Source organism: Pectobacterium peruviense, from assembly GCF_003312355.2.
GTDB lineage: Bacteria > Pseudomonadota > Gammaproteobacteria > Enterobacterales > Enterobacteriaceae > Pectobacterium > Pectobacterium peruviense.
Genome location: NZ_CP161826.1, coordinates 2459657 through 2473526, shown reverse-complemented (window position 1 = coordinate 2473526; position 13870 = coordinate 2459657). Strand labels below are relative to the sequence as shown.

Sequence of the window (13870 nt, the reverse complement as noted above, 5' to 3'; positions counted from 1 at the left end):
CGTACCCTTGTTAAAGTCGTTATACTCTTCCGGTTATCTTGATTAGATAAATAAAGTTCATTATTTGAACGGTATATAAGAGGCTGTTTATGTCTATTGTGAATAAAAAAGTAAAAAAAGCGGTCATACCGGTTGCTGGATTAGGTACGCGTATGCTGCCTGCCACCAAAGCCATTCCTAAAGAAATGCTGCCGTTGGTAGATAAGCCGCTGATCCAATATGTCGTTAATGAGTGTATCGCCGCAGGGATTACTGAAATTATTCTGGTTACGCACTCCTCTAAGAATTCCATCGAAAACCATTTCGATACCAGTTTTGAGCTGGAAGCGATACTGGAAAAGCGTGTTAAACGTCAGCTGTTGGAAGAAGTCCAATCCATCTGCCCTAAACACGTCACCATTATGCAAGTCCGTCAGGGATTGGCGAAAGGGTTAGGCCATGCCGTATTATGCGCGCACCCGCTAGTTGGGGATGAGCCAGTCGCGGTTATTCTGCCGGATGTGATTATTGATGAATATGAATCCGATCTGAAGAAAGATAACCTGAGCGAAATGCTACAGCGTTTTTCTACTACAGGTCACAGCCAGATTATGGTTGAACCAGTTGAGAATGTAAGTAGCTACGGCGTGGTTGATTGCAAAGGCGTGGAATTAAAAGCAGGGGATAGTGCACCGATGGTTGGTGTGGTTGAAAAACCGAAAGCTTCCGAAGCGCCATCTAATTTAGCCGTTGTTGGTCGTTATGTCCTCTCTGCGGATATTTGGTCTTTGCTGGAGAAAACACCGCCAGGCGCGGGTAATGAAATTCAGTTAACTGATGCCATTGCGATGCTGATGGAAAAAGAAACGGTAGAAGCGTATCACCTGAAAGGTGTGAGCCATGACTGTGGTAACAAATTAGGCTATATGCAGGCATTCGTAGAATATGGCTTACGTCATGATGGTTTAGGCGAAGACTTCGCGCAATGGTTGCAGGAAACGATTGACGCAGAAGAAAAATAACAGAATGTAATAATTACCCTCTGTTTACAAAAACAGAGGGTAGCCTAAAACGGCGACATATCTGTTTTCTCTTTGCACAATGCGTTATAAAGAAAAACCCCCGATAAGTATCGGGGGTTTTTAGTATTCAGTACTTATAAACAATTACAGCAGGAAATCGTCTAAAGATTTACCTTGCTCTTCGATTGCTTTCTTGATTACTGCTGGAGTACGACCTTGACCAGTCCAGGTTTTAGCTTCACCGTTCTCGTCAATGTATTGATATTTTGCCGGACGGGCAGCGCGTTTGCTTTTACCTGCAACTTTCACTGAACCTAAAGATTGCAATAATTCGTTAGGGTCAATACCATCGGCAATCAGCATATCGCGGTATTGTTGCAATTTACGCGCACGTTCTTCAACTTCAGCCTGAACCTGGGTATCTTCTTCGCGGCGTTCATTAACCACGACTTCCAGTTTTTCCAGCATTTCTTCCAAAGTATCCAGGGTACATTCTCTTGCCTGGGCACGCAGAGTACGGATGTTGTTAAGAATCTTTAGTGCTTCGCTCATTGTGATAATCTCAAATTAATATTATTGGTGGCGTGTAGTGTGATAATAGAGTGCTATTTTCTTTTCTGCAATAGTCAAATTTGTAAGTTTGTTAAAAAACATCATTTTTAAAACAGAACTCACATCGTATGTTACATAAATATAAATACTTTCCTGTTATCATAAAAATACATTTTGTATGCCGTTTTTCTCTCTCAAACGACAGTGAATGGCTTATTGATGCCGCGCCGTTGTTATAAGGAATGTTTATATCTTTTATCGTAATGGTTAGCCAGTGGCTGCCGTATGGACAAGATATGGTCGGGGAATAGCCCATTGCACAGCATGAAGACGAGTTGTTACAATAAGTTTTTACGACACGACGATCATATAGCCTGTGTTTGGAGTAGCTGAGTGGCCCAACTTTATTTTTATTATTCTGCAATGAATGCAGGGAAATCGACGGCGCTATTGCAGTCGTCATATAACTACCAGGAACGCGGGATGCGCACGCTGGTGTTCACCGCAGAAATAGATAATCGGCATGGAGTAGGGATAGTAAGTTCACGGATCGGTCTTTCTTCCCCAGCATTATTGTTTAATCCGCAGACATCCTTATTTGAACTGCTGGAGAAAGAGCACCGCACTCAGCCCGTAGATTGTGTATTAATTGACGAATGTCAATTTTTAACCCGCGAGCAGGTGAACGAGCTTTCCGATGTCGTGGACCAATTAGATATCCCGGTATTGTGTTACGGGTTGCGTACTGATTTTCGTGGTGACTTGTTTTCCGGGAGTCACTATTTATTAGCGTGGGCTGATAAGCTGATTGAGTTAAAAACGGTCTGTCATTGCGGCCGTAAAGCCAACTGTGTATTGCGGTTAGATGCGCAGGGTAATGCCGTCCACGAAGGAGAGCAGGTCGTTATTGGTGGCAATGAGAGTTATGTTTCTGTGTGTCGTAAGCATTATAAAATTGCGTTGGGATTAACCCGTAAGGAAAGCGTGTAAGGCGGTTAAATATCCGGCTTGCGGGATGATTAATAAACGGTGCATTGAGACCTGCGCGTGTAATAAAAATGCCCAACCTTAAAAGCGTTGGGCATTTGTAGTGGACTAAACGATGAGGCCGTAACGGCTTACACCTTAATGTGCGGCTTTCTTGCCAGTTTTGGCGGCTTTTGCTACAGGTTCAACGGCTTCCGCTTTTACCTCTTCAGAGAACTTACGTCCATAGTAAGTATCCAGCAGAATCTGTTTCAGCTCGGAAATCAGCGGGTAGCGTGGGTTAGCGCCAGTACACTGATCGTCGAATGCATCTTCTGACAGCTTATCAACCTTGGCCAGGAAATCGGCTTCCTGTACGCCCGCTTCACGAATGGACGTTGGGATCCCCAACTCGGTCTTAATTTCTTCCAACCAGTTCAGTAATTTCTCGATTTTCTGTGCAGTACGGTCGCTAGGCGCAGTCAAACGCAGATGGTCAGCTATCTCTGCATAACGGCGACGCGCTTGCGGACGGTCATACTGGCTGAATGTCGTCTGTTTGGTCGGGTTGTCGTTCGCGTTATAGCGAATCACGTTAGAGATCAGCAGGGCGTTAGCCAGGCCATGCGGAATATGGAACTCCGAGCCCAGTTTATGCGCCATTGAGTGGCAGACGCCGAGGAAGGCGTTGGCAAACGCGATACCTGCAATCGTCGCAGCGTTATGCACGCGCTCGCGGGCAACCGGGTTTTTCGCACCGTCACGGTAGCTGTCTGGCAGATTTTCCTTCAGCAGCTTCAGCGCTTGTAACGCCTGTCCGTCTGAATATTCATTTGCCAGCACGGAAACATAGGCTTCCAGTGAGTGTGTTACGGCATCGAGTCCACCAAACGCACACAGTGATTTCGGCATGTTCATTACCAGATTGGCATCAACAATCGCCATATCCGGCGTCAGCGCATAGTCCGCCAACGGATATTTCTGCCCCGTTGCATCGTCGGTCACGACGGCAAACGGCGTGACTTCGGAACCGGTACCGGATGTGGTGGTAATCGCCACCATTTTGGCTTTGACGCCCATTTTCGGGAATTTATAGATACGTTTACGGATATCCATAAAGCGTAGTGCCAGCTCTTCGAAGTGTGTTGTAGGGTGTTCATACATCACCCACATGATCTTCGCGGCATCCATTGGAGAACCGCCACCCAGCGCAATAATCACATCGGGCTTGAAGGAGTGCATTTGTTCTGCGCCTTTGCGCACTATGCTCAGTGTTGGGTCAGCTTCAACTTCAAAGAAAACTTCGGTTTCCAGTCCGTGCTGTTTCAAGACGGAAGTTACCTGATCGACATACCCGTTATTGAACAGGAAGCGGTCAGTTACGATAAATGCGCGTTTTGCGCCATCGGATGCGACTTCTTCAAGTGCGATAGGCAGTGAGCCACGACGGAAGTAAATGGATTTAGGAAGTTTATGCCACAACATATTCTCTGCTCGCTTGGCTACCGTTTTCTTGTTGATCAAGTGCTTCGGACCGACGTTTTCGGAGATGGAGTTTCCGCCCCATGAGCCACAGCCCAGCGTCAGAGACGGAGCGAGTTTGAAGTTGTAGAGATCGCCGATACCACCCTGAGACGCCGGTGTGTTAATCAGGATACGCGCGGTTTTCATCATATTGCCGAAATGATTCACGCGCTCTGGCTGATTGTCTTGATCGGTATACAAACAAGATGTGTGACCGATCCCACCCATTGCGACCAGTTTTTCCGCTTTAATGACGGCGTCATTGAAGTCTTTCGCTCGGTACATTGCCAGCGTTGGAGACAGTTTTTCATGGGCAAACGGTTCGGATTCATCGACTGCCGTCACTTCACCGATCAGCACTTTGGTGTTTGCAGGGACGGTGATACCCGCCATTTCGGCGATCTTCGGTGCTGGTTGGCCCACAATGTCGGCATTCAGTGAACCGTTTTTCAGCAGAATGCCCTGTACGGCATGAAGTTCTTTGCCTTTCAGCATGTAGCCGCCGTGGGTGGCGAAACGCTCACGTACGGAATCATAAGCGCTGTCTACCACGATGACTGACTGCTCTGATGCACAAATGACGCCGTTATCGAAGGTTTTCGACATCAGGATAGAGGCAACGGCACGCTTAATATCCGCCGTTTCGTCAATAACAACGGGGGTGTTACCGGCACCTACGCCGATCGCGGGTTTACCTGAACTGTATGCCGCTTTCACCATACCCGGTCCGCCGGTAGCCAGAATCAGGTTGATATCCGGGTGGTGCATAAGCTGGTTGGATAAATCGACGGACGGTTGATCGATCCAGCCGATGATATCTTTCGGGGCACCTGCGGCAATCGCGGCTTGCAGAACAATGTCTGCGGCTTTATTGGTCGCGTTTTTTGCTCGTGGATGAGGAGAGAAGATGATCCCGTTACGGGTCTTCAGGCTGATCAGCGCTTTAAAAATCGCGGTAGAAGTGGGGTTGGTGGTGGGAACAATACCGCAAATCAGGCCAATAGGCTCTGCAATCGTAATGGTACCGAAAGTGTCATCAGTAGAGAGGACGCCACAGGTTTTTTCATCCTGATAGGCGTTATAAATGTATTCGGATGCGAAGTGGTTTTTGATGACTTTATCTTCCACGATCCCCATACCGGATTCAGCAACTGCCATTTTTGCTAGCGGGATACGGGCATCCGATGCCGCGAGTGCGGCAGCACGGAAAATCTTATCCACTTGTTCCTGACTGTAAGTGGCAAATTCCTGCTGTGCCTTTCTTACTCTTTCGACCAGTGCGTTAAGTTCAGCAACGTTGGTTACGGCCATAATGCTCTCCTGATAAATGTTAAACTCTTTCAGTCAATTGTTCGCCGGATAGAACAGTATAGATAAACGAGCGGGGTATGTTTCCGTTACCAAGCTATTCTTTCCTACCGACCTCACGTTAATTGACTCAAAGAGCTTGTCAGACGCCGTTATGGCGTGATTTCTACTTTTTAAAATACTGTAACCGCCGATATCGTAAAATTTTGAAATATTGTTTTGAAAATAGGTCAAAATTAAGAGGATTTACGCGTTCACTACGGTATGGAATGAGCATACCTATTTGTGGGTGCCTTTTTTGTGATCAATATCGAATTTTCTTTAAGCTGACACCATTCAGCATGATGGAGTTGATAATCAATATCATTCATTGAGTAAAGACGGGCGTTTTTCTACTCACAACGGAGCGGAAAGGCAGAATCGACGGCGGTGATGCCGATAATTGTCGGCGTCAATTCCGAGCTCAGCCTGTTCGTATAATAGAGACAACCCGTCGTATAAAACGTATTCGTATAAATATTGCTTATATCTTAATCGGGTTAGTTATTTTACGTGCCGCCTATAGCTGGGAAGTTGGGGACCATAAGGCGTGTATGGTTAGTAATGGAATTGTTAAAATAATAACATTTCGCTCAGATAATGACGCGGATAGGTAAGCATGCGTCATCATTTTTGTGCTGTGAAAATGATGAAACCCACTACGATGTTTTTTTGTTCAAAATCTATAAATTGCTGAATATTTAAAAAATACTTGCAAAATAAGATAAAAGACATTGATTATCATGGGGTTAATGTTTGTATCACGCTATTGCAATAAAACATCTACCCGCCTGTAGTAAAGAAAATTAAGCAACATCAATGTAAAAATATTGGCGAATGTGTCCGCTTTTGATAGCTTCGAGTGTCGACCTGTTATTCGTTATTCACCCATAAATTAATTTTATGATTTATTTGGATAATAGGCGTTCTTTTCTGCTCTATGTGACGGCAATTTTACGCATAGAGTCCGGTATGGCGTTGTATCAGACAGGGGCGTTTATAAAGTGAAAATTTGCAAAACAAAACGATGCTTTGTTACCAGTATGATTGCCGCAGCAGTGATGGCGTCATGCGTGAATGTTCAAGCTGCTAATGTACCTGCCGGTGTTGAGCTGGCGAAAGAACAGGTTTTGGTGAGAAACAATGGCGCCGAGGTGTCATCACTGGATCCACATAAAATAGAAGGCGTACCGGAATCCAACGTCGCGCGCGATTTATATGAAGGATTGGTGATTTCCGATCCTGATGGACACCCGATTCCCGGTGTGGCTGAGCGTTGGGAAAGCAGTGATTTTAAAGTTTGGACGTTCCATTTACGTAAAGATGCCAAGTGGTCAAATGGCGAACCCGTTACTGCACAGGATTTCGTTTATAGCTGGCAGCGTCTGGCCGATCCGAAAACCGTTTCCCCTTATGCCAGCTATTTGCAATATGGTCATCTGTTGAATATCGATGACATTATTGCCAGCAAGAAATCTCCCGATACGCTGGGCGTAAAAGCGCTCGATGACCATACGTTGGAAGTCACCTTAAGCGAGCCGATCCCTTATTTTTATAAATTACTGAATCACTCATCCATGTCCCCGGTAAATAAAGCGGCAGTGGAGAAGTTTGGTGATAAATGGACCCAGCCGGAAAACTGGGTAGGGAACGGCGCCTACCGTCTTAAATCCTGGGTAGTGAATGAACGGCTTGTGCTGGAGCGTAACACCCAATATTGGGATAACGCGAAGACCGTGATTAATCAGGTCACCTACTTGCCGATTTCTTCTGAAGTTACGGATGTTAACCGTTACCGTGCGGGGGAAATTGATGTCACCAATAATAAATTACCCATCGAGCTCTTTCAGAAGCTAAAAAAAGAAATCCCACAAGAAGTTAACATCAATCCCTATCTCTGCACGTATTATTACGAAATCAATAACCAGAAGCCGCCATTTAACGATGTACGGGTACGTACAGCTCTGCGCATGGGGCTTGATCAGGACATATTGACCAATAAAGTTAAAAATCAGGGTGACATTCCTGCCTATGGCTATATTCCACCCTTTACTGATGGCCTGAAAGCGCATACGCCAGAGTGGTTTACCTGGCCACAGGCGAAACGTAATGAAGAAGCGAAAAAACTACTGGCGGAAGCGGGTTATACCGCAGATAAGCCGTTGACGTTTAATTTGCTTTATAACTCGTCTGATTTGCATAAAAAAATGGCGATTGCGGCGGTATCGATCTGGAAACAGAATCTGGGCGTCGACGCGAAGTTAGAAAATCAGGAGTGGAAAACCTATCTCAGCACACGCCATCAAGGCAATTATGATGTCGCGCGTGCGGGATGGTGTGCGGACTATAACGAACCGACATCGTTCCTGAATAGTATGCTGTCAGATAGCAGTAACAACACGGCGCATTATAAGAGCCCGGCGTTCGACAAGCTGATGGAGCAGGCTGTTCAGGCGAAAACGGACGATGAACGTGCACAAGTTTATCAGCAGGCAGAATCGCAGTTAGATAAAGATGCGGCCATTGTACCGGTCTATTACTATGCGAACGCCAGGCTGATAAAACCGTATGTCGGTGGCATTACCGGCAAAGATCCGTTGGACAATGTACGGGTGAAGGACCTCTATATCATTAAGCATTAATCCGCAGCTATTTACGGTTTGATGCAAATGAAGTGAGCGAGCAGCGATTAATTTGGTGTTTAATCTCTGGTTACCCATTCCTACTCTGTGGGAATGGGTCGTGAGTCGAATCGATTAATCGTTTTCTCACAGGACTCTAATTCAGGAATCGTGCTGGGATAACTAACACGACAACATTACAGGAGAAAATAATGACACACATCACAACTAAAAAAAGAGTAGCTGCCGCTATTATCGCGGCATTAAGTAGCACGATGGCTGTTTCTGCCTTCGCCGCGACCGTTCCCGCAGGCGTTCAGTTAGCAGACAAACAAGAATTGGTTCGTAACAACGGCGCTGAAGTTTCCTCTCTTGACCCGCATAAAATCGAAGGTGTGCCGGAATCTAACGTGTCGCGCGATTTGCTGGAAGGGTTGGTCATTTCTGACGTTAACGGCAAAACCAGCCCCGGTGTAGCGGAAAGCTGGGATAACAAAGATTTTAAAGTGTGGACATTCCACCTGCGCAAAGATGCCAAATGGTCTAACGGTGAGCCGGTTACCGCGCAAGATTTCGTTTACAGCTGGCAGCGTCTGGCCGATCCAAAAACGGCATCGCCTTACGCCAGCTACCTGCAATATGGTCATCTGCTGAATATCGATGACATCATCGCCGGCAAAAAATCCCCAGATACGCTGGGTGTGAAAGCGATCGACGACCATACGTTTGAGGTCACGCTGTCCGAAGCCGTACCTTACTTCTATAAGCTGCCTGTTTACGTCGCAATGTCCCCAATCAATAAAACCGTTGTCGAAAAGTTCGGCGAAAAATGGACGCAGCCGCAAAACTGGGTTGGTAATGGTGCCTACAAGCTGAAAAGTTGGGTGGTGAATGAAAAAATGGTGCTGGAGCGTAACCCGCAATATTGGGACAACGCCCATACAGTGATTAACCAAGTGACGTATTTGCCGATTGCGTCTGAAGTGACGGACGTTAACCGCTACCGCAGCGGTGAAATCGACATGACGTACAACAATCTGCCAATCGAACTCTTCCAAAAACTGAAGAAAGAAATCCCGGATGAAGTGAAGGTTAACCCGTACCTGTGTACCTACTACTACGAAGTTAACAACCAGAAACCACCGTTTAATGATGTGCGCGTACGTAACGCACTGCGTCTGGGCCTGAGCCAGGATATTCTGACCAACAAGGTGAAGAATCAAGGCGACATTCCTGCCTATGGCTTTGTACCACCCTATATCGATGGCCTGAAAGCATCAGTACCTGAGTGGTTTACCTGGTCACAGACCAAACGTAATGAAGAAGCGAAAAAACTGTTGGCCGAAGCGGGTTATACCGCAGAAAAACCGCTGACGCTGAGCCTGCTGTATAACACTTCCGATCTGCATAAGAAAATGGCGATCGCGGCGGCTTCTATCTGGAAACAGAATATCGGTGTAGACGTTAAGCTGGAAAATCAGGAATGGAAAACCTTCCTCAGCACCCGTCATCAGGGGACCTATGATGTTGCACGTGCCGGATGGTGTGCGGATTATAACGAACCGTCAACCTTCCTGAACAGCATGCTGTCCGACAGCAGCAGTAACACCTCGCACTATAAGAGCAAAGAGTTTGATGCACTGGTGGCGAAATCCTTGCAGGTGAAAACTGACGAGGAGCGCGCTGCGGTTTACCAGCAGGCGGAATCACAGCTGGATAAAGACGCTGTCACCATACCGGTCTATTACTATGCGAATACCCGACTGGTGAAACCTTATGTTGGTGGATTAACGGGCAAAGATCCCCAAGATAATGTTTACGTGAAAGATCTTTATATCATCAAGCACTAATAATAATGGCTGGCGCACGCAACTGTGCTGCCAGCCTTTTATAGGTACGAGCAATGTTAAAATTTATTCTTCGCCGCTGTTTAGAGGCGATTCCAACGCTACTTATCCTGATCACCATCTCGTTCTTCATGATGCGATTGGCACCCGGCAGCCCTTTTACCGGTGAACGTAATTTACCGCCGGAAGTGATGGCGAATATTGAAGCTAAATATCATCTGAACGACCCAATACTGACGCAGTACGGTAATTACTTGCTGCAATTGGTACAGGGTGATTTCGGTCCTTCTTTTAAATACAAAGACTATTCCGTGAACGATTTGGTCGCGACGTCTTTTCCTGTCTCTGCAAAATTAGGGTTCGCGGCATTCATTCTTGCCATCGTTTTTGGTGTGAGTGCTGGCGTGATCGCCGCGCTGAATCAAAATACGAAATGGGATTATACCGTGATGGGCTTTGCCATGACGGGGGTGGTTATTCCCAGCTTTGTCGTCGCGCCGTTATTGGTGCTGATTTTTGCCATTACGCTGCGTTGGCTACCTGGCGGTGGCTGGAACGGCGGGGCACCCAAATACATGATTTTACCGATGGTAGCGCTGTCTTTGTCTTATATCGCCAGCATCGCGCGTATAACCCGAGGATCTATGATCGAGGTTTTGCACTCTAACTTTATCCGCACCGCGCGCGCCAAAGGGCTACCGATGCGTCGCATCGTTCTGCGCCACGCGTTAAAGCCTGCGTTGCTGCCCGTGCTTTCCTATATGGGACCCGCGTTTGTAGGGATTATTACCGGCTCAATGGTCATTGAAACCATTTTTGGTTTACCTGGTATTGGGCAACTGTTCGTGAACGGTGCGCTGAACCGCGACTATTCACTGGTACTGAGCTTGACGATTCTGGTCGGCGGCTTAACCATTTTATTTAATGCGATCATTGACGTGCTCTACGCTGTTATCGATCCGAAAATTCGCTATTAATTGGAGGCGTTATGTTTTGGAATCGAAAAAACGTTGAAGCGTTAGAGAACTTCACCGAGCAGACTGAGATTGAAGGCCGTAGTTTGTGGCAGGATGCGCGCCTGCGCTTTATCCATAACCGCGCTGCGCTGGCCAGTCTGTTTGTTTTGGCTGTGATTACTGTGTTTGTGATTTTTGCACCTCTGCTGTCTGCATTTGACTACGCCGATACGGACTGGGGAATGATGTCAGCCGCGCCGGATATGACGTCTGGTCACTATTTTGGTACAGACTCCTCCGGTCGTGATTTGTTGGTCCGCGTTGCCATTGGTGGCCGCGTCTCGCTGATGGTGGGTGTCGCGGCAGCGCTGGTTGCCGTGGTTGTTGGAACGCTGTATGGCGCGATGTCCGGTTATTTGGGCGGAAAAGTGGATTCAGTGATGATGCGTCTACTGGAGATCCTCAACTCGTTCCCGTTCATGTTCTTCGTCATTCTGCTGGTCACGTTCTTCGGGCAAAACATGCTGTTGATCTTCGTGGCCATCGGCATGGTGTCTTGGCTAGATATGGCGCGTATCGTGCGCGGCCAGACACTCAGCCTGAAACGTAAAGAGTTCATTGAAGCGGCGATGGTTTCCGGTGTCTCCACGCGCGGTATCGTGCTGCGTCACATTGTTCCTAACGTGCTCGGTGTGGTGGTGGTTTATGCCTCTTTGTTGGTGCCAAGCATGATTCTGTTTGAGTCCTTCCTGAGCTTCCTGGGGCTAGGAACGCAGGAGCCGTTAAGCAGCTGGGGTGCTTTGCTGAATGATGGTGCGAACTCAATGGAAGTGTCGCCATGGTTACTGTTCTATCCGGCGGCGTTTCTTGTTGTCACGTTGTTTTGTTTTAACTTTATCGGCGATGGCCTGCGTGATGCCCTCGACCCGAAAGATCGCTGAGGAGCATTAACATGAGCAAGATTGATTTAACGGGCGCGCAAGACGCGCTGCTACATGTTCAGGATCTACGGGTAACGTTTAAAACGCAGGATGGAGACGTGACGGCGGTTAATGACCTGAACTTCACGCTCAATGCTGGTGAAACTCTGGGGATTGTCGGTGAGTCTGGTTCCGGTAAATCACAAACAGCATTTGCGTTGATGGGGCTGCTGGCCCGCAATGGCCGTATTGGCGGATCGGCGCGTTTTCGTGGCAGAGAGATCCTCAATTTACCCGAAAGCCAGCTGAATAAGCTGCGTGCTGAAGAAATCAGTATGATCTTCCAGGATCCGATGACTTCGCTGAACCCTTACATGCGCGTCGGTGAACAACTGATGGAAGTGCTGATGCTGCACAAACGTCTGAGTAAAAGCGAAGCGTTTGAAGAGTCGGTCAAAATGCTGGATGCGGTCAAAATGCCAGAAGCGCGTAAGCGTATGAAGATGTATCCGCATGAATTTTCCGGTGGGATGCGTCAGCGCGTGATGATTGCGATGGCACTGTTGTGTCGGCCGAAATTGCTGATTGCCGATGAACCGACAACAGCATTGGATGTAACGGTTCAGGCGCAGATTATGACGCTGCTGAACGAGCTGAAGCGCGAGTTTAATACCGCTATTATTATGATCACGCATGACCTGGGCGTGGTTGCCGGTATTTGTGACAAAGTGCTGGTGATGTACGCAGGGCGCACGATGGAATATGGCGTTGCACGCGATGTCTTTTATCATCCGAGCCATCCGTATTCCGTCGGCCTGCTTAATGCCGTACCGCGTCTGGATGCGGAAGATGAGGTGTTGGCGACCATTCCGGGTAATCCGCCTAACTTATTACGCTTGCCGAAAGGGTGTCCGTTCCAACCGCGCTGCCCGTATTCAATGGATGTCTGCCATAGCGCACCTGCGCTGGAATCTTTTGGTGATGGCCGCTTGCGCGCCTGCTTTAGAGCTATTGAGGAGGTGGTATGAACAACGCGGACGAGAAAAAGGTGTTGTTAGAAGTGGACGATCTGAAAGTTCACTTTGATGTCAGAGATGATAAGCAGTGGTTCTGGCAGCCGCCGAAAAAACTGAAAGCGGTCGATGGTGTGACGCTGCGTTTGTATGAAGGTGAAACGCTGGGCGTGGTAGGGGAATCCGGCTGCGGCAAGTCTACGCTGGCGCGTGCCATTATCGGGCTGGTAAAAGCGACTGACGGGCGAGTCACGTGGCTGGGGAAAGATCTGCTAGGGATGAGCGCCGCCGAATGGCGCGCAGCGCGTAGCGATATTCAGATGATATTTCAGGATCCGCTGGCGTCGCTGAATCCGCGTATGAATATCGGCGAAATTATTGCCGAGCCGTTGAAAGTTTATCATCCAGAGCTTGATCGACAGACGGTGAAAGATCGCGTTAAAACGATGATGTTGAAGGTTGGACTGCTGCCGAGCCTGATCAACCGCTATCCACATGAATTCTCTGGCGGACAGTGCCAGCGTATTGGGATCGCGCGGGCACTGATTCTGGAGCCTAAGTTGATTATCTGTGATGAGCCGGTTTCTGCACTAGACGTATCGATTCAGGCACAGGTAGTGAACCTGCTGCGTCAGCTACAGCGTGAAATGCGCCTGTCGCTGATTTTCATCGCTCATGACTTATCGGTAGTGAAGCACATTTCCGACCGTGTGTTGGTCATGTACCTGGGTCATGCGGTAGAGCTGGGAACGTACGATCAGGTCTATCAAAACCCACAGCATCCGTATACCCGCGCGCTGATGTCTGCTGTACCGATTCCCGATCCCGATCAGGAACGCAACAAGAAGATACAACTACTGGAGGGGGATTTGCCGTCACCGATCAATCCGCCATCAGGTTGCGTATTTTGCACTCGTTGTCCCGTAGTCGGCCCTGAATGCTCGAAAACGCGGCCATTGCTGGAAGGGAGCTTTACACATGCGGTTTCGTGTCTGAAAGTCGATCCGCAAGCGCTGCTACCGATCTCGGAAGCGGAAGCACAGTAACGGGTTTTATCGGTTATTCATGTAAAAAAGGCGTCTCCTGCGGGAGACGCCTTGCGTTTAGGCGAGATAACTTATTC

General features: G+C 47.9%; 10 protein-coding genes. 8 read left to right on the top strand and 2 right to left on the bottom strand.

The annotated features are described in order from the left end of the window. Positions 1 to 89: 89 nt before the first annotated feature. Positions 90 to 1001 carry a UTP--glucose-1-phosphate uridylyltransferase GalU gene (gene galU, locus DUT67_RS11175; protein WP_048260193.1) on the top strand — a complete coding sequence of 304 codons (912 nt, stop codon included), beginning with the start codon at positions 90 to 92 and terminating at the stop codon, positions 999 to 1001. A gap of 144 nt (positions 1002 to 1145) precedes the next feature. On the opposite strand, the gene hns is transcribed toward galU, so the two are convergent. After that, positions 1146 to 1553, bottom strand: a complete 408-nt coding sequence (gene hns, locus DUT67_RS11170; protein ID WP_048260190.1) for a histone-like nucleoid-structuring protein H-NS — start codon at positions 1551 to 1553, stop codon at positions 1146 to 1148. A gap of 393 nt (positions 1554 to 1946) precedes the next feature. On the opposite strand from hns, the gene DUT67_RS11165 reads away from it, so the two are divergent. Then, a complete protein-coding gene (locus DUT67_RS11165) occupies positions 1947 to 2543 on the top strand; it encodes a thymidine kinase (RefSeq protein WP_048260188.1) in 597 nt (198 codons plus the stop codon). 135 nt (positions 2544 to 2678) lie between these two features. On the opposite strand, the gene adhE is transcribed toward DUT67_RS11165, so the two are convergent. Continuing rightward, the gene (gene adhE / locus DUT67_RS11160) at positions 2679 to 5354 is read right to left on the bottom strand and encodes a bifunctional acetaldehyde-CoA/alcohol dehydrogenase (RefSeq protein ID WP_113627539.1); all 2676 of its coding nucleotides are present in this window, start codon (positions 5352 to 5354) and stop codon (positions 2679 to 2681) included. Between the two features lie 1079 nt (positions 5355 to 6433). Between adhE and oppA (DUT67_RS11155) the strand changes: the two genes are divergently transcribed. From oppA (DUT67_RS11155) to oppF, 6 genes are all read left to right on the top strand, one after another. Next, positions 6434 to 8032: an oligopeptide ABC transporter substrate-binding protein OppA gene (gene oppA / locus DUT67_RS11155; protein ID WP_368350131.1), complete on the top strand. Its 1599-nt coding sequence runs from the start codon at positions 6434 to 6436 to the stop codon at positions 8030 to 8032. 191 nt (positions 8033 to 8223) lie between these two features. Then, entirely contained in the window at positions 8224 to 9861 is a 1638-nt protein-coding gene (oppA, locus tag DUT67_RS11150) for an oligopeptide ABC transporter substrate-binding protein OppA (RefSeq protein ID WP_113627537.1), read from the top strand. A 53-nt stretch (positions 9862 to 9914) separates the two neighbouring features. Next, positions 9915 to 10835, top strand: coding sequence for an oligopeptide ABC transporter permease OppB (gene oppB, locus DUT67_RS11145; protein ID WP_011093880.1), 921 nt, complete (start codon positions 9915 to 9917; stop codon positions 10833 to 10835). A gap of 11 nt (positions 10836 to 10846) precedes the next feature. After that, positions 10847 to 11755: an oligopeptide ABC transporter permease OppC gene (oppC, locus tag DUT67_RS11140; RefSeq protein ID WP_113627536.1), complete on the top strand. Its 909-nt coding sequence runs from the start codon at positions 10847 to 10849 to the stop codon at positions 11753 to 11755. A gap of 11 nt (positions 11756 to 11766) precedes the next feature. Next, a complete protein-coding gene (locus tag DUT67_RS11135) occupies positions 11767 to 12762 on the top strand; it encodes an ABC transporter ATP-binding protein (protein WP_113627535.1) in 996 nt (331 codons plus the stop codon). Further along, positions 12759 to 13793 carry a murein tripeptide/oligopeptide ABC transporter ATP binding protein OppF gene (gene oppF / locus DUT67_RS11130; RefSeq protein ID WP_113631963.1) on the top strand — a complete coding sequence of 345 codons (1035 nt, stop codon included), beginning with the start codon at positions 12759 to 12761 and terminating at the stop codon, positions 13791 to 13793. Before DUT67_RS11135 ends, oppF begins: the two co-directional genes overlap by 4 nt. Positions 13794 to 13870 lie beyond the last annotated feature (77 nt).